Consider the following 17,439-nt stretch of genomic DNA (forward strand, 5'->3'; position numbering starts at 1 on the left):
ACTACCCTCCCGCGGGCAGGTCCGTGCGCGGCGCCGAACCCAAGTGCACACCCACCCTCTTGACCAGCAGCGTCATCTCGTACGCCACCAGGCCGACGTCGGAATCGGCGTCCGCGAGGACGGCGAGACAACTGCCGTCACCCGCCGCCGTGACGAAGAGGAAGGCGTCGTCCAGCTCGACCACCGTCTGGCGGACCTTGCCCGCGTCGAAGTGGCGCCCCACGCCCTTGGCCAGACTGTGGAATCCGGACGCGACGGCGGCAAGGTGCTCGCTGTCCTCGCGGGTCAGGTTCTTCGACACGCCCGTGGGCAGGCCGTCCCCGGAGAGCACGAGTGCTTTGCGGATGCTGGCGACGCGCTCCACCAAGTCGTCGAGGAGCCAGTTCAGCTCCCCCGATCCCCCGGTCGCGGTGGTGCGTGCGTCGGCCTTCGGTGCGGTCATCGACCGTCCCCCTCAGATGTCGTTCCTGGTGCTGCGCCGTCCGGGACGTCATCGCCCACGGCGTTCTCTTCACGGCCGCGCTGCCAGCCGCGCTGGAGCGAAGCCATCCGGCTGCGTACCTCGTCGGCGTCGCGCTCCTCCACTCCGGCCCTCGCCGGGGTCGTGTCCAGCTCTGTGCGGCGGTCCGGGCTGTCCTTCAGCTGGGGGGCGAGATTCGCCTGCCGGACCCTGCGGGGCAGCCCGCCGAGAGCGGCCGCGCCCTGATCGTTGCCCGCCGTCCGGGGCGGCGTGTCCGTGCTGCCTGCGGCCCGGTCCATGGGTCCTCTGTCCGTCCTTGCCGCCCGGTCCGCACCGGGCGCTGTCTCGGTGCGGGTGGTGGCGCGCGGCGCGTCCGTGATCGGGCGGCGCCGGGGCAGGAGCGGCTGCGGGTCTGCCGGGGTGTCCGGGCCCAGGGGGCGCGGCGGCGTGAGGTCGGGCCAGCCCGCGTCCGACCTGGGGCGACGCGGCAGGGCGACGCCCGCGCCGCCGGAGGGGTCCGAGGCGTCCCGGGGGGCGTGCGCCGGGGTGCCGAGTCCGTCCCGTACGCGCTTGCCGAGTGCTCCGTGCGCGGGGCCGACGTCGGAACGGGTGTCGGTGGGGGCCTGGCCCATGGGCCGGGAGTCCCGGGCGGGGCCACGGCCGGGCCATCCGGCGCCGGTGTCGCGGCGGGCGCGGGTGCCGTCGCCGTCCGGGTCGGCGGTGTCGGAGTCGCGGGCGGGGCCGACGTCCGTGTCACGGGTGCGGGCCGGGCCCACCCGGCGGCCGTGCGAGGAGACCAGCTTCGGTGTGCGGCGGCGCGCGAGGGGCACGGTGCCGCCCGGGGCGGGCTCGTCGTCCAGGGGCTCATCGAGGTGCAGGGCGTCGTGGTCGGCGGAGTCGGCGACGCGGACGGACTCGCCGAGGTCGGGCTCGCGTGCGTCGCGGGCCTGCTGGTGCTGTTCCCCGGTGGTCTCGCCGACGCGACGGCGTGGGCGGAACAGGCCGCCGCGCTCGCTGTCCTCGTCCTCCAGGGCGCCCGGGAAGCCGTCGAGTCCCGCCATGCCGACGGGCGCCTCCAGCTCGACCGGCCCGTCCAGGAGGGACGCGGGCAGGCCGGGCAGTTCGACGGGCGTCCGGGCGAGGGCAGCATCGCGGTCGTTCGTGGTGCCGCCGCCCACGGCCCTCTGCGGCTGCGGCCGGTCGAGGCGGAAGCCGACGCCTCCGGTGTCGGGCACGTCGTCGGTGAGCAGCGACTCCGGTACGAACACGACGGCGGTGGTGCCGCCGTACGGGGAGGGCTGCAGCGAGACGCGGACGCGCTGGCGCTGGGCCAGGCGGCTGACCACGAAGAGGCCGAGGCGGTCGGTGTCGGACAGCTCGAACTCGGGGGTCTCGGCGAGGCGGAGGTTGGCGTCCAGGAGGGCTTCGGAGGCCATCCCGAGGCCGCGGTCGTGGATCTCCAGGGTGAAGCCGTTGGCGACGTGCTCCCCGAGGACCTGCACCGCGGTGTGCGGGGGCGAGAACACCGTGGCGTTCTCCAGGAGTTCGGCCAGCAGGTGCGTGAGGTCGGCGACCGCAGGGCCGGTGACGGCGATGCGCGGCAGGCGGCGCACCTCGATGCGTTCGTAGTCCTCGACCTCGGCGACGGCGGCGCGGACGACGTCCATGAGCTGGACGGGCTTGCGCCACTGCCGCGAGGGGGCGGCGCCGGAGAGGATCACGAGGCCCTCGGCGTGCCGCCGCATGCGGGTGGTGAGGTGGTCGAGGCGGAAGAGGTCGGCGAGCTCGTCGGTGTCCTCGGTGCGGCGCTCCATGGTGTCGAGGAGCGTGAGCTGCTTGTGCAGCAGGACCTGGCTGCGGCGAGCGAGGTTGACGAACACCTCGGAGACACCGCGGCGCAGGTCGGCCTGCTTGACGGTGGCCTCGACCGCGGCCCGTTGCAGGGTGTTGAGGGCCTGGCCGACCTGCCCGATCTCGTCCTTGTCGTAGGTCAGGCGCGGCGCTTCGGTCTCCACGTCGACCTGCTCGCCCGCCGCGAGACGGCGCAGCAGTCCGGGCAGCCGCACGCCGGACGCCTCGTGGGCCTCCAGGCGCAGCCGCCGCAGGTCGCGGATGAGGCTGCGGCCGATGCGTACGGAAAGGAAGATCGACAGGAGCACGGCGACCAGCCCGAGCACACCGGCGATGGCCAGTTGCACGATGACGCTGATGGCCTGGGGGCGGGCGCGGTCGCGCAGCCGGTCGACGGCGTCGTCGGTCCGGTCGGCGAGGCCGGTGAGGACCTTGTCCGACTCGCGGTCCCAGTCACTGGACGTGACCGCGCGGGGGGTGCCTCCGCCGGATTCCATCAGGGACTGCTCGGCGTCGCGCAGACGGCTCGTCTCGACGCCGTTCCAGTAACGCTCGAAGCGGGCCCGCTCGCCGTCGGGGAGCTGGGTGAGGCTGTTGTCGAGGAGCAGACCGCGCTGCGCCACGAGGTCGGAGACCTGGCGGACCTCGCCCTTGGTGACCGTGCCCGCGACCAGGGCGGAGCCGATCAACGCGTCCTCGCGGGACAGCAGTTCACGGGCCTGGCCGACACCGACGAGCGCACGGCCCTCCGCGGTGACGCCCACGTCGTCCAGGGCGTTGAGCGTCATCAGGAAGCCGAAGCAGGGGTCGGTCAGGCGCGTGTACATCTTCAACGCCTTGTCCCGGCTGATCGTGCCTTCCTCGACCGTGCGGCGCAGCGCGTCGAGTCCCTTGAAGGCGTCCAGGGCGACGCTGAGGCGCTCCTCCGACTGGCCGTCAAGGACCTCACGGGCGTCGGAGTTCCGGGCCTTGGACTCGATCTTGGCGACGAGCTTGTCGGTGGCCCCTCGGCTGCGGCGCAGCGCGGCGAGCGCGTCCGACGCACGGGGGTCGGCCAGGTAGACGAGGGTCTGGCGCCGCTCCTCCTGCACCACTTCGACGGTGTCCTGGAGCGGTCTGGCCAGGTCGTCGAGGATGTACGCCGTGTCGATGAGCTTGTTCGCCTCGCGCCCCGTGAGGAAGGTGGCAAAGCCCCAGATCGCCGTGAGGGACACGAGCGGCACGAGCAGCAATGCCACGATCTTCCGGCGGATTGACTTCCCGCGAAAGCGCATGGCCTCCCCCAGATCGGGCCCCTCACAGCCGCGCTTCGACCGGGGGCACGCATGTGCGTCAACAAACGGCGCGAGCCTACTACTGAGACACGTGCAACTCGAAGGCACGTCCGGACGCTTTTCAGCCGTGACGCGAAAGGTGCATCCATAGTTGTCCGCCCATTGGGGGAGATTGTCTCCCGCATGCGGCACATGCCAGAGGACCCCATCACCCTTACCAGCAGGGCCAGTTGGCCTGAACTGTTCGCTGCGTGGAACCGATCGCACCGGATCGGGATCTCTTATGCGGGGGGATCTGTCGTCAGGGTCGGGAATCTTCCGCGGCACCCATTCGTCGATCAGTACGAGAGCGGGTGCGAGCGGTGGCTGGGTGGTGCGGGCACCGGACGGTGCGGGGCGCGAGGGTCAGACAGGGGCGACAGGGGCGGGTACGGCGAACGGCTGCACGACCGGGCCCTGGCGGCCCGGCGTAAAGCAGCGTAAAACGGGCAGCAGGCGGAGAGTCGGGCATGAAAGCTCTCGATCAGTCGGCCGCGAGGCACGGGCAGAGCAGCGGCTGGCGCAGAGGCAGGACGGCGGGGGGAGTGACGAGTTGATGGGTACGACGGAACGCCAGCGGACGTCGGCGAACGGGACGTCCGAGAAGTCCGCGAGCGCCGAAGCGGCGCACAAGGACAAGGAGTCGGCGGGGCGGCGGGCAGCGGGGGCGGCCTCCGCCACGGGGCTCGTGGAGAGAACGGATGGCGGCTCTCGGGACGGCGAGACAAGAGCGGCCGAGGGGCGCGGGAAGTCGCGGGCTCCGGGCTGGCGTGCCGGGGCCGAGGCTCTGGGGCGGCGTGCGGAGTCGAAGGCCGCGGATCGGCGTACGGAGTCACGGGCTGCGGATCGGCCTGCGGGGTCCGGGAGTTCGGGCGGCCGGGAGTACGCGGACGACCGCGGCTCCGCGAAGGCAGCGGAGCAGCGGGGGCACTTCGAGGCCCTGGACGACGGTGAGTACGCGGAGCGGCGGCCTCTGTGGGTCGACGAGCCCGCGCGTCGGCCGCGCCTGCCCGACCCGGTGCGCAAGGCGGCCGTGCGGGCCGTGCTGATCGTGTCCTTGACGCTCATCCAGGCGATGACGGCGTTCTTCTGCGCGATGGCCGAGTCCTGGCTGGCCTTCCCCATGGTGTTGAGCAGCGTGGCCAGCACGGTCGTGGCGACGTGGGGCGTCTGCGACGTCTGGGTGACCCGCCAGGTGTGGAACCAGCGCAACGGCGTGGTCTCGATGCCCAGCAGCACGGCACGCAGGCTGCGGCGCGAGCGGCGGCGCGCCCGCCGCCAGGCACGCGTGGCCGCCCGCGCCAAGGAGGGCATACGCAGCCGGGGCGGCCAGGGTCAGCTGTCGCACTCCTGAGGCCTGAGCGCGGCTGGGTCGGCGAGTCGGCGAGTCGGCGGCAACAGTCGGGGACTGTGGGCGGTTGTCGCGGCCGGGTCAGGCGGCGGCTGCCTGTCGGGCCCGCAGCTCCCGTCGTGTCCTCATGAACGGGCGAGGGCAGTTGACCGCCAGCGCGGCCGTCGCCCGGCCCGCGTGTTCGTACAGCGCGAGGAAGCCGCCGTCACCCGGACTGCCTTCCGCGATGCGTACGGTGGCGTCGGCGGGGCGGTGTCCGGCGAACTGGATGCGGGAGCCGTACTGGTCGGACCAGAAGTAGGGCAGCGCGGTGACGGACTCCACCGTCCGGGCGGCGAGCAGGTTGCGGACGGCGACGCGGGGTTGCTCCGTCGCACTCGTCCAGTGTTCGGCGCGGACGCCGCCGACGCGGGCCACGTCTCCCACGGCGACCACCTGCGGGAGAGCGGTGACGCAGCCGTCGTCGCACAGGACACCGTCGCCCAGTGCGAGCGAAGTACCGGTTAGCCAGCCAGTGTTGGGGGTGGCGCCGATACCGACGACGACCACATCGGCGGGGAGGATGCGGCCGTCGGACAGCTCGACTGCGGTGACGCGGCCGGAGGTGTCGGGGTGGCCGGAGGTGTCGGGACTGCCGGAGGCGTCCAGGCTTGAGCCTTCGGGCCGGGGGTTCCCCGGGGCGGTGGCACCCGGCGGACCGGCGGCACCAGACGGGTCGGCGGGGGCCGTGCGGTGCAGGCCCGCCACACCTGTTCCGGTGAGCAGGCGGGCGCCGCCCTGTCGGTGCAGGTCGGCGCAGAACAGGGCCATGTCCGGGCCGAGTTGGGGGATCAGCGGCAGGGGGGCGGCCTCGACGACGGTGACGTCATGGCCGAGGGCGACGCACGACGACGCGGTCTCCGCGCCGATGAAGCCGCCGCCGATCACGACGACGCGGCGGGGGCCACGGGTCAGGTCGGCGCGCAGGGCGCGGGCGTCGGCGAGTGTCCGTAGGGTGTGGACTCCCGCTGGCTGGGGGCCTGGGAGGCGGCGGGCCGACGCTCCGGTCGCGACGACCACGCCGTCGGTGACGACGGTTCGGCCGTCGTCGAGGAGGACGGCGCGGCCGTGCTGATCGAGGCCGGTCGCGTGTACGCCGAGCAGCCATTCGGCGGCCAGGTCCGCGACCTCTTCGGGGTCGGTGAGGGCGAGTTGGCCCTCTGGGGCGGATTCGTACGTTGTGTGGGCGGCGGTGCCGGTGAGGGGAGCCGCGCCGCCAGTCGCGGGGGGCGTGGGGCCGGACTTCACGCCCACGCCGGTGCCGGCGCCCCTGGCGCTGTCCGCGGCAGTGGTCGTGGCAGTGGACGCGGTGGTGGACGCAGCCGCGTCCGTGAGGAACGACTTGGAGAGGGGTGGGCGGTCGTACGGCAGGTGGGGCTCGGCGCCGACGATCACGAGGCGGCCGTCGAAGCCCTGGGCGCGCAGTTCGCGCGCCGCGTAGAGCCCGGCGAGGGAGGCGCCCACGACGGTGACAGTGTTCATGCGGCGGATCCCTCACCGGTCAGCGAGCCGCGCCCGGGCCCGGAGGCGGCGAGGGAGGCGGGGGCGGACAAGGAGGCAGCGGCCGTGAGAGGAGCGGAGGCCGGGACGGGGGTCGCGGTCGAGTCGGTCAGGTGGACATGGATGGTTCCGTCGACCACGCTCACGCGGTGGGTGCGCACCGCGCGGCGGGCCGGCAGACACGTCGGCTCTCCGGTCCGGAGATCGAATGAGGCGGCGTGCAGCGGGCATTCGACCAGACAGCCCTCCAGCCAGCCTTCGGAGAGGGAGGCGTCCTGGTGACTGCAGGTGTCGTCGACGGCGTACAGCGCGCCGTCGGCGTTGAACACCGCGACGGGGGGTGTGGTGTCGAGACGGACGGACTCGCCCACAGGGAGGTCTTCAAGACGGCAGACGGGAATCACGGGCCCTCCTCTGGATCTGTCGGCCCGGTTGGATCTGTCGGCCCGGTCCGGGACCGTTCGGGCCAAGGACTCTTCGGTAGCATGAAGTTTCATATGGCGCACCAGAGAGCGCTATGCGCAACAGAATCCGGTGGGATGCCCATCGCGTCAAGGGGCTCCCTGGGACGCGGCTCCGAGAGGCCGCCGAGTGGTGAGAGTTGAGATATGACCCGCACGCGGAAACAGCCTGGCCAGAACGAGGAGCCGCAGCAGGGAGCAGCCCAGGAGGAGCGCCGGGAAGGGCGCGCGGAGGAACCCGACAAGCCCCAGGAGGCGCGCGAGCCGCAGGCCAAGGCTCCCGCCGGTTCCGTGCAGTCCGTGGACCGCGCGGTGAGCGTCCTGGAGATCCTCGCCCGGCACGGCGAGGCCGGGGTCACGGAGATCGCCGACGAGCTGGGGGTACACAAGTCGACGGCGTTCCGGCTGCTCGGCGTGCTGGAGAACCGCGGTCTTGTCGGGCAGGCGAAGGACCGCGGCAAGTACTTCCTCGGCGCGGGCGTCCTGCGCCTCGCCGGGGCGGCCGCCGTGCGGATGGACATCTCCCAGGAGGGCGGCCCGGTCTGCCGCGAGCTGGCGGACGAGCTGGGCGAGACGGTCAACATCGCCGTCCTCGACGACGACGCCGCGGTCAACATCATGCAGGCCCGCGGCCCCGCGTCCGTGACCGCCCAGAACTGGCTCGGCCGACGCACCCCGCTGCACGCCACCTCCAGCGGGAAGGTCCTGCTCGCGCACCTGCCGACGACCCTGCGCGAGGGCCAGATCGCCCGCACGCTGCCCCGTATCACCGAGCACACGGTGACCGGGACGGTGGCGCTGCGCCGTGACCTGGAGGCCGTCGTCCAGCAGGGTTTCGCGATCGCCGTGGAAGAGCTCGAGGTCGGACTCGCCGCCGTGGCGGCCCCGGTGCGGGCCCACGACGGCAAGGTCATCGGGGCGCTGAGCGCCTCCGGGCCGGTGTATCGGCTGACGGAGGACCGGCTCACCGAGCTGGCCAAGCGCACGGTCGCGGCGGCGGTGGAACTGTCGCGCCGGATGGGCTACGGCTTCTGACGGCATGGGCTACGGGTTCTGACGGCCGCGGGGGCGGGGGTCGCGCAGGGGCGCGGCCCACCCCCGGCCGCCCCGCGTTCCGCCGCACGCCCTGCCCGTCCTCCTTGCCGCCCCCGTAGTGCCGCCTCGCCGTGCCAACCCTTCTCGGGGCCCGGACGCCACGCTCCCCCACGCCCCCACCCCCAGCACGCGGAATCAGAACTTCCCGACCCCGCCCCCACCCTCCGCAGGACCCGTTTCGCGACACCCATAGCGTTTTGCCGAGGGTTCACTCCGGCCCCTTGACGGCTCCTTGATGTCGCTCTCACGATGTCTCTCATAGCGCAACCGATCGTGGAGTACGCAACAAGACGACCCAAAGTCGAGGAGCCTGGCCGTGCCACACGAGGTCCGTGGCGTCGTCGCCGCGAAGAAGGGCGCACCCGTCGAGGTGCAGACGATCGTCGTGCCGGATCCCGGACCGGGAGAGGTACTTGTCTCCGTGCAGGCCTGCGGGGTCTGCCACACCGATCTGCACTACCGGGAAGGCGCGATCTCCGACGACTTCCCGTTCCTGCTCGGCCACGAGGCCGCCGGTACCGTCGAGGCGGTCGGCGCCGACGCCGGGGGCCTGGTGCCCGGCGACTACGTGGTCATCGCCTGGCGCGCCCCCTGCGGAACGTGCCGGTCCTGCCTGCGCGGACGTCCCTGGTACTGCTTCGACTCCCGCAACGCGGCACAGCCCATGACCCTGCTCGACGGCACTCCCCTCAGCGCCGCGCTCGGCATCGGCGCCTTCGCCGAGAAGACGCTCGTCGCCGCGGGCCAGGCCGTGAAGGTGGACCCGGCGGCCCGGCCGGAGGCGGCGGGGCTGATCGGCTGCGGCGTGATGGCCGGGTACGGGGCCGCCGTGAACACGGGGAACGTGGGCCGTGGCGACACGGTCGCCGTCATCGGCTGCGGCGGCGTCGGCTGCGCCGCGATCGCCGGGGCCTCGCTCGCCGGGGCCCGACGCGTGATCGCCGTCGACATCGACGACGCCAAGCTCGACGGGGCCACCCGCTTCGGCGCCACGCACACCGTCAACTCGCGGGGCACCGATCCTGTCGAGGCGGTGCGCGGCCTCACCGGCGGCTTCGGCGTCGACGTCGCCATCGACGCCGTCGGGGTCCCCGAGACGTACAAACAGGCCTTCTACATGCGCGACCACGCGGGCGTGCTCGTCCAGGTCGGCGTGCCCGACCCGACGATGGCCGTCGAACTGCCGCTGATCGACCTGTTCTCGCGCGGCGGCGCGCTCAAGTCCTCGTGGTACGGCGACTGTCTGCCCACGCGGGACTTCCCCCTGCTCGTCGACCAGTACCTCAGCCGCAGGCTCGACCTCGGCGCCTTCGTGACGGAGAAGATCGCCCTCGGCGAGGTCGAGGAGGCGTTCGCCAGGATGCAGCGCGGCGAGGTGCTGCGATCGGTGGTGGTCCTGTGACCGGCGTACGACACGACCCGCACTCCCCCGAAGTGCGCGATGACACCCCGAGCCAAAACGACACCCCCACCCACGCGCCAACTCCAGAGCCAGCTCAAGCTCAAGCACCAGCCACGACACCCGCACCCGCACCCGCACCCAGCGAAAGCGAAACGCCCACCCCCCAAGTCGTCATCATCGGCGCCGGAATCGTCGGCTGCTCCCTCGCCGACGAGTTGACCGCCCGGGGCTGGACCGACGTCACCGTCCTCGAACAGGGGCCGCTGCCCGCCCCGGGCGGCTCCACCTCGCACGCGCCCGGGCTCGTCTTCCAGACCAGCCCGTCCAAGACGCTCAGCGAGTTCGCCGCCTACACCGTGCGCAAGTTCGGCAAGCTCACCGTGGACGGGCTCTCCTGCTTCAACCCGGTCGGCGGCCTGGAGCTGGCCACCACGCCGGAACGCTGGGCGGACCTGCACCGCAAGGCGGGCCTCGCCGCGTCCTGGGGCATTCGCGCCGAACTGGTCGACGCCGGGCGCTGCAAGGAGCTGTGGCCGCTGCTCGACATCGGCCAGGTGCTCGGCGGCCTGCACACACCCGACGACGGCCTCGCCCGCGCCGTGCTCGCCTGCCGTGCGCAGCTCGACCGGGCGACCCGCCGGGGCGCCCGCTTCCTGGAGCGGCACACGGTCACCGGCATCGAGCGCACGGAGGGACGCGTCACCGCCGTCGTCACCGACCGCGGCACCTTCCCCGCCGACCACGTCGTGTCGGCCGCGGGCTTCTGGGGGCCGGTGATCGGCCGGATGGCGGGCGTCGACGTACCGCTGCAGCCGCTCGCCCACCAGTACGCCCGGACCCGCCCCCTGCCGGAGCTCGCGGGCCGCAACGACCCACGGGCCGAGGCGTCCCGGCCCATCCTCCGCTTCCAGGACCGCGACCTGTACTTCCGTGAGCACACGGACCGCGTCGGCATCGGTTCGTACGCCCATCGCCCGCTGCCCGTGGACCCGTTCGCCGTGCCCGCGTACGACGACGCGACGGCCCGCGGGCTGGCCATGCCGTCCTCGTACCCCTTCACCGAGGAGGACTTCGCGCCGAGCTGGCAGGACTGCTGCGGGCTGCTGCCCGCGCTCAAGGAGTCGGCCGTCGAGGAGGGCTTCAACGGTGTCTTCTCCTTCACGCCGGACGGCATGCCGCTGCTCGGTGAGGCCCCGGCGCTGCGGGGCTTCTGGCTCGCCGAGGCCGTATGGGTCACGCATTCCGCGGGCGTGGCGAAGGCCGTCGCCGAGTGGATGGTCGACGGCAGGCCCGCCGTCGACGTGCACGACTGCGACCTCACCCGCTTCGAGGACGCCCAGCGCTCCCCCGCCTATGTCGCCGAGCGCGGCGCGCGGCAGTTCGTCGAGGTCTACGACGTCATCCATCCGCTGCAGCCCCTGGACGAGCCGCGCCCCCTGCGGGTCAGCCCGTTCCACGCCCGGCAGCAGGAGTTGGGCGCGGTGTTCCTGGAGGGCGGCGGCTGGGAGCGCCCCCACTGGTACGAGGCCAACGCCGCGCTCGCCGCCGACGTGGACGTGCCCGAGCGGGACGGCTGGTCCGGCCGGTACTGGTCGCCGGTCGCCGCCGCCGAGGCGCGCGCCACCCGCGAGCGGGTCGCGCTGTACGACATGACGCCGCTGCGCCGCCTGGAGGTCACCGGCCCCGGGGCCCTCGGCTTCCTTCAGCGCATGACCACCAACAACCTTCGCAAGAAGCCCGGTTCGGTCACCTACACCCTCCTTCTCGACGAGGCGGGCGGCATCCGCTCCGACCTGACCGTGGCACGGCTCGCCCCCAGCCGCTTCCAGGTCGGCGCCAACTCCCCCGCCGATCTCACCTGGCTACAGTCGCACGCGCCCGACGACGTGCACATCAGGGAGATCACCCAGGGGACGTGCTGCGTCGGCGTCTGGGGTCCGCTGGCCCGCGCCCTCGTCCAGCCCCTGACCCGCGACGACTTCTCGCACGAGGCCTTCGGCTACTTCAAGGCCCGCGAGACCCACCTCGGCCATGTGCCGGTGACGGCGCTGCGCCTGAGCTACGTGGGCGAGCTGGGCTGGGAGCTGTACACCAGCGCCGACCTCGGCCTGCGCCTGTGGGACACGCTGTGGGAGGCGGGGCGGGACCTGGGGGTCGTCGCCGCCGGACGCAGCGCCTTCAACAGCCTGCGCCTGGAGAAGGGCTACCGCGCCTGGGGCCAGGACATGACCGCCGAACACGACCCCTACGAGGCGGGCGTCGGTTTCGCCGTCCGCATGGACAAGGGCGACTTCGTGGGGCGCGCGGCGCTGGAGCGGCGCGGCCCCCTGACCCGCAGGCTCACCGCGCTCCTCCTGGACGACCCGGCCGCCGTCGTCCTCGGCAAGGAGCCGGTGTACGCGGCCCCGGGCGACGCCGCGCCCGCCGGATACGTCACCAGCGCCGCGTACGGCTACACGCTGGGCCGCTGCGTCGCGTACGCCTGGCTGCCCCCGCTGGCCGCGGGGACGAGCACGCACATCGAGTACTTCGGCGAGAAGGTCTCCGCGACCGTCACCGACGAACCGCTCTTCGACCCCGAGATGACCCGGATCCGGAGGTGACCGTCGTGTCTCCCACCACCCCCACCTACGACGTGATCGTGATCGGCCTGGGCGGCATGGGCAGCGCCGCCGCCCACCATCTGTCGGCGCGCGGAGCCCGCGTCCTCGGCCTGGAGAAGTTCGGTCCCGTGCACCAGCGGGGCTCCAGCCACGGCGGTTCGCGGGTCACGCGGCAGTCGTACTTCGAGGACCCCGCGTACGTACCGCTGCTGCTGCGCGCGTACGAGCTCTACGAGAAGCTCGAACAGGACACCGGCCGTGACATCGCCACCTTGTGCGGCGGCGTGATGGTCGGCAGCCCGGACGGGCGGGTGGTCTCCGGGGCGCGGCTCTCCGCCGAGACCTGGGGGCTTCCGCACGAGATGCTGGACGCCCGGGAGATCCGCCGCCGCTTCCCGACGCTCACACCGCGCGACGACGAGGTGGCGCTCTACGAGGAGCGCGCGGGTCTCGTCCGGCCGGAGAACACGGTCGCCGCGCATCTGCAGCTGGCCACCCGTCAGGGCGCGGACCTGCACTTCGAGGAACCGGTGACGCGCTGGGAGCCGTACCGGGACGGGGTGCGCGTGCACACGGGCGAGGACACGTACACCGCGGGCCAGTTGGTGATCTGTCCGGGCGCGTGGGCGCCGGGGCTGCTCGCGGACCTGGGGGTGCCGTTCACCATCGAGCGGCAGATCATGTACTGGTTCCAGCCGACGGGCGGGGTCGGTCCGTTCCTGCCGGAGCACCATCCGATCTACGTGTGGGAGGACCGGGCGGGCGTCCAGGTGTACGGCTTCCCGTCGATCGACGGCCCCGACCTCGGGGTGAAGGTCGCGTTCTTCCGCAACGGCAGTGTGTGCACTCCGGAGACCATCGACCGCACGGTCCATCCGCACGAGGTCGCGGCGATGGCCGAGCACATGGAACGGCACATACCGCTGCTCCCGGGGCGTCTGTTGAAGGCCTCCACCTGTATGTACACGACGACGCCCGACGAGCACTTCGTCATCACGCGCCACCCGGCGCACCCGGAGTCGGTGACGGTGGCCTGTGGCTTCTCCGGGCACGGCTTCAAGTTCGTGCCGGTGGTCGGCGAGATCGTCGCCGACCTGGCGCTCGACGGCACCACGGAGCACCCCATCGAGCTGTTCGACCCCCGCCGGATCACCGGCCCGCTGGATCCGGCGCCCGCCACGGCCCCGGTCTGACCGGACCCGCGCCCTGTGGGGCGCACGTCAGAGCGAACCGCGCCCGCCGCGGCGCCCGTCTGAGGAGTACGGACGTGACGACAGAGGTCTCCGCGAGCCTCATCGCGACGCTGCCCGGCCACTACTACACCGACCCCGACGTCTTCCGCCAGGAGCAGGAGCGCCTGTTCGAGGCTCTGTGGTGCTGCGCCGTGCGCTCCGCGGGCCTCGACCGTCCCGGCGCGTACCGCACCGTCCAGGTCGGCCGGGAGAGCGTCCTGATCACCCGCGCCCGCGACGGCGGCCTGCGCGCCTTCCTGAACGTGTGCCGTCACCGCGGCGCCCGCCTGTGCGCGGACGAGGCGGGCCAGGTCCGGCGCAGCCTCCAATGCCCGTACCACGCCTGGACGTACGACCTCGACGGCCGTCTGATCGCGGCGCCGAACCTGACGCGGATGCCGGACGTCGACCGGTCCGCGTACGGCCTGGTCGAGGTCGCGCTGCGGGAGTGGCTCGGCTACGCCTGGGTGTGCCTGGCCGAGTCGCCGCCGTCCTTCGAGGACACGGTGATCGGCGAGGCCAGGGAGCGCCTGGGCGACCCCGCGTCCATCGAGCGCTACCGCACCCAGGACCTGGCGCTCGGTCATCGCGTCCGCTACGAGGTGCGCGCCAACTGGAAGCTGATCGTCGAGAACTTCATGGAGTGCTACCACTGCGCGACCATCCACCCCGAGCTGACGGATGTCCTGCCGGAGTTCGCGGACGGCTTCGCGGCGCAGTACTACGTAGGGCACGGTGCCGCCTTCGGGGATGACGTCAGCGGCTTCACTGTCGACGGTTCCCCGGGCTTCGGGCGGCTGCCCGACGTCGCCGACGACCAGGACCGCCGCTACTACGCCATCACCGTCAAACCGGCCGTGTTCGTCAACCTCGTCCCGGACCATGTGATCCTGCACCGCATGTTCCCGCTGGCCGTGGACCGCACGGTCGTCGAGTGCGACTGGCTGTACGCACCCGACGTCGTCGCCTCCGGAGCGGACCTGTCGAAGTCGGTCGAGCTGTTCCACCGGGTCAACGAACAGGACTTCGCGGCGTGCGAGCGCACCCAGCCCGCGATGGGCTCACGCGCGTACCGGCGGGGCGGTGTGCTCGTGCCGACCGAGCATCACATCGGGGTGTTCCACCACTGGCTCATCCAGCGGCTGGCTTCTTGAACATCCGGGTCGCCGTGATCTCCCCGTGCACCGTCTCCCCGGCCGGTGCCTGCTGCTCCTGCGGCAGGCCCGGCCGCAGGTGCTCCTCGACGCTGATGTACTTCAGGCCCGCGCGCAGGTCCGCGTCGTTGCGCAACCGGATCACCAGCGGGAACTCCGCGAGCGCCGTCGTGTCGAACAGTCCGGTGGTGTAGAGCAGCTGGACGCCGAGGGCGTCCGACACGGCGCGCTGGAGCTCCAGGAGGTACGTGGCGTTGGCGCGGCCGATGGGGTTGTCGAGGAACAGCGTGCCCGCGTGCCGATGCTTGTCGCGGCCCCGGTCGTTCGAGCGCAGGGCGGCCATCGTGCAGTACAGGGCGATGGCGGCGGTCAGGAGCTGGCCTCCGGAGAACACGTCGCCCATCTGCCCCACCGGCACGCGCTCGGCGCGCAGGACGGCGTCCGGCTTGAGGATCTCCACGGCGATGCCGCGCGGTTCGAGGGCGGCCTGCACTCCCCTGAGCAGCAGCGACATGCCGTCCCTGCGCAGGTCGGAGTTCTTCTTCACGGCCGCGCGGGTGGCCTCGTCGATGACCTCGCCCAGGCGCTCGGTGAGCGTCGCCTGGTCGGGCTCGTCGAAGCGGACCCGCAGGAACTCCTGACCCGACCACTCCCCCAGGCCCTCGGGCAGCCGGGAGAGGCGCTGGGCGGAGCGGAGCGTGGCGAGGGACGACTCGACCAGGCCGCGCAGCCGGTCGACGATGCTGTCGCGGTTGCGCTCCAGCTGCTCCAGCTCGTCGGTGAGCACGCGCAGGCGGGGCGCGAAGGCGTCGGCCCACTTCTTGGCGTGCTCGGGCAGGGCGGACGCGGGCAGTTCGCGGATCTGCTGCCGGGCGGGGGTGCGGACCTGTTCGTACCGGGTGGAGTTGGCGTGCCGGACGAGGACGTCGCTGGCCTCGCGGACGGCCGACTCGGCGGTGGACAGGTCGGCGGCGCAGCCGCGCAGGGAGCGGCGGGTCTCGGCGGCGGCCTGGCGGGCCTCCTCCAGGGTGCCGGGGTGGGGCGCGGGCTGCTCGTCGTCCTCGGTGTCGTGGTGCTCGCGCAGCAGGTCGCGCAGGAGTGCCGCCGTTTCGTCGAACCCGCCGGCCGCGTCCTCCGTGGCGCGGTGGGTGTGCAGGAGCGCGGCGTGCGCCTCCTTGGCCCGGCTCAGGGCCTCGGTGTGGGTGGCCAGTTCGGTCGTGGCCGTGCGCAGCAGGGCCTGGGCCTGCTCGGCATCGGACGGGACTAGCTCTTCGGGGAGGTCGGTGTGTGCTTCGCCGTCCTCGGGGGCGTGCCGCTCGGCCTCGCCGCGCAGTCGGCCGAGCTGTTCGCTGGCGGTGGAGGCGCGCGACTCGATGAGCTGGACCTGGGCCTCCGCGCGCGCGGCGGCGGCCTGCCGGGACGGCCCGTCGGCGCCGTCGGTGCCTTCGAGGAGCTGGGCCGCGCGGGTGCGCACCTTGTTGCTGAGCCGGTCGAGCTCCGCGAGCGCGGCGCTCTCGTCGCTCTCCGCGCGGGCCTGCTCGGCGCGCAGGTCGGCGCCGACGCCGACCTTCTCGTACAGCTGCGAGGCCGCTCGGTAGGCCTCGCGGAGGGCGGGCAGGGAGGTCTTGGGGCCGTCCTGGTCCAGTGGTACGTCCTCGGGGGCGCCGGCGATCTCGGCGCGCTCGGCACGCAGGGCGCGCGCGGTGCGGCGGGCGTCGTCGGCGGCGCGCTGGGCGGCGCGGCGGTCCTCGTCGGCGGCGCGGGCGCGGTCCAGGCAGGACTGGGCGCGGGCCTCCGACTCGACGGCGTCGTCGGCCAGTTCGCGGAGCTTGGTCTGCCAGCCGGCGCGCTCGCGCAGCCGGAACGCGAGCCCGGCGAGGGCGTCGGCGGCGCGGCGGGCGCGCTGGGCGCCCTCCTGGCGCTCGTCGCGCACGCGGGCGGCGTCGGCCGCGGCCTCGTCGGCCTCGGCGCGCGCGGTGCGGGCCTCGGCCAGTTCGGCCTCCGCCTCCTCGGCGAAGGCGCGCGCGTCGCGGGCGGCGGTGGCCAGCTCGGCGAGGCGGCCCGCGGGGCAGCCGGAGCGCCAGGAGGCGAGCCGCGCGGCCAGCTCCCGGTCCTTGGCGAGGCGCAGGGCGAGCGCGCGGATCTCCTCGTCGCGCCGGGTGGTGCGCGCCCGCAGGGTCTGCCGCTCCTCGTCGGCGGCGTGCTCGTCGTGCATGGCGGGGTTCGGCGGTACGAGGAAGACGGCGCCCGTTTCCTCGGTGTCGCTGTCGGCGTGCGGCACCGGGGCGAGCAGCGCGGCGGCGGTGCCGACGGCGACCGTGGAGCGGGGCAGCAGCGCGGCGCCGGTGAGCGCTTCGCGCGCGCGGGCGTGTGTGTCCGGGTCGGTGATGACGACGCCGTCGACCAGCTCGGGCCGGGCGGCGAGCACGCGCGCGTGGTCCGCCGGGTCGACGGCCTGGGCCAGATAACGCCATCCAGGGAGGGCCGGAATGCCGTGCTCCCCGAGGAACTCGACGGTGGCGAGGACGTCGGGCCCGGGCGGCAGCAGCCCGCCGTCACCGAGCGCGCCGAGGATGCGGGAGTCGTCGGCGGCGGCGGTCCGCAGCTCGAACAACTGCCGTTCGGCGGCGGCCACTCCGTCGTCGAGCAGGGTCTTCAGGTCGTCGGCACCGCGGTCGAGCTCCACGGCGGTGAGGCCGGGGGCGACGGGGGCGAGGGTCTGCCCGGGGGCGGTCGGGGTGGCGGCGCTCGGTGCGGAGCCGTCGTGGGCGTCACCCTCGGCGCTCGTGTCTCCGTACGCACCCTGGGCCCCCTCGGCGGCCCCCGCCCCGTCGTCGGCGCCCTCGCCCGCCCCGGCCCCGGGGGGGGGGGGGGGGGGGGGGGGGCGGGTGAGCCTCCGGCCGGCTCTCCGGAGCCGACAGACGAGGTGGAGTATGCGGTCGTGCTCCACTGCGGGAGAGGGGGGCGCGTGGGAGCGA

General features: G+C 73.4%; 10 protein-coding genes and 1 pseudogene. 6 read left to right on the forward strand and 5 right to left on the reverse strand.

Annotation, left to right across the window (positions count from 1 at the left end):
* Position 1: 1 nt before the first annotated feature.
* Both ACZ6AA_RS21485 and ACZ6AA_RS21490 read right to left on the reverse strand, forming a co-directional pair.
* On the reverse strand, positions 2–442 hold the full coding sequence (locus tag ACZ6AA_RS21485; RefSeq protein ID WP_468453441.1) for a roadblock/LC7 domain-containing protein: 441 nt from the start codon (positions 440–442) through the stop codon (positions 2–4).
* Positions 439–3,585 (reverse strand): sensor histidine kinase, encoded by a 3,147-nt coding sequence (locus tag ACZ6AA_RS21490; protein ID WP_471459483.1) that lies wholly within the window; start codon positions 3,583–3,585, stop codon positions 439–441. The genes ACZ6AA_RS21485 and ACZ6AA_RS21490 overlap by 4 nt, the downstream gene beginning before the upstream one ends.
* 826 nt (positions 3,586–4,411) lie before the next feature.
* Between ACZ6AA_RS21490 and ACZ6AA_RS21495 the strand changes: the two genes are divergently transcribed.
* Positions 4,412–4,978, forward strand: coding sequence for a hypothetical protein (locus ACZ6AA_RS21495; RefSeq protein ID WP_468483945.1), 567 nt, complete (start codon positions 4,412–4,414; stop codon positions 4,976–4,978).
* 78 nt (positions 4,979–5,056) lie between these two features.
* On the opposite strand, the gene ACZ6AA_RS21500 is transcribed toward ACZ6AA_RS21495, so the two are convergent.
* Both ACZ6AA_RS21500 and ACZ6AA_RS21505 read right to left on the reverse strand, forming a co-directional pair.
* Positions 5,057–6,496, reverse strand: coding sequence for an NAD(P)/FAD-dependent oxidoreductase (locus ACZ6AA_RS21500; protein WP_471459485.1), 1,440 nt, complete (start codon positions 6,494–6,496; stop codon positions 5,057–5,059).
* Positions 6,493–6,918, reverse strand: coding sequence for a bifunctional 3-phenylpropionate/cinnamic acid dioxygenase ferredoxin subunit (locus tag ACZ6AA_RS21505; protein WP_471459487.1), 426 nt, complete (start codon positions 6,916–6,918; stop codon positions 6,493–6,495). Before ACZ6AA_RS21505 ends, ACZ6AA_RS21500 begins: the two co-directional genes overlap by 4 nt.
* Positions 6,919–7,266: 348 nt before the next feature.
* Here ACZ6AA_RS21505 and ACZ6AA_RS21510 point away from each other — a divergent pair, with 348 nt between their 5' ends.
* The 5 genes from ACZ6AA_RS21510 to ACZ6AA_RS21530 all read left to right on the forward strand — a co-directional run bounded on the left by ACZ6AA_RS21510 (position 7,267) and on the right by ACZ6AA_RS21530 (position 14,461).
* Complete coding sequence (locus ACZ6AA_RS21510) at positions 7,267–8,010, forward strand: IclR family transcriptional regulator (RefSeq protein ID WP_030360381.1); 744 nt, start codon at positions 7,267–7,269, stop codon at positions 8,008–8,010.
* 376 nt (positions 8,011–8,386) lie between these two features.
* Positions 8,387–9,472 (forward strand): S-(hydroxymethyl)mycothiol dehydrogenase, encoded by a 1,086-nt coding sequence (locus ACZ6AA_RS21515; RefSeq protein ID WP_468483933.1) that lies wholly within the window; start codon positions 8,387–8,389, stop codon positions 9,470–9,472.
* A 173-nt stretch (positions 9,473–9,645) separates the two neighbouring features.
* Positions 9,646–12,075: a GcvT family protein gene (locus tag ACZ6AA_RS21520; RefSeq protein WP_471459806.1), complete on the forward strand. Its 2,430-nt coding sequence runs from the start codon at positions 9,646–9,648 to the stop codon at positions 12,073–12,075.
* Between the two features lie 5 nt (positions 12,076–12,080).
* A complete protein-coding gene (gene solA / locus ACZ6AA_RS21525) occupies positions 12,081–13,268 on the forward strand; it encodes an N-methyl-L-tryptophan oxidase (RefSeq protein WP_468453431.1) in 1,188 nt (395 codons plus the stop codon).
* Positions 13,269–13,342: 74 nt separating this feature from the next.
* Positions 13,343–14,461: an aromatic ring-hydroxylating oxygenase subunit alpha gene (locus ACZ6AA_RS21530; protein ID WP_471459489.1), complete on the forward strand. Its 1,119-nt coding sequence runs from the start codon at positions 13,343–13,345 to the stop codon at positions 14,459–14,461.
* Here ACZ6AA_RS21530 and ACZ6AA_RS21535 read toward each other — a convergent pair.
* Positions 14,439–17,439: pseudogene (locus tag ACZ6AA_RS21535) on the reverse strand (hypothetical protein); the annotation flags it as partial. The gene ACZ6AA_RS21530 and the pseudogene ACZ6AA_RS21535 overlap by 23 nt on opposite strands.

Source organism: Streptomyces sp. NPDC040610, assembly GCF_055594065.1.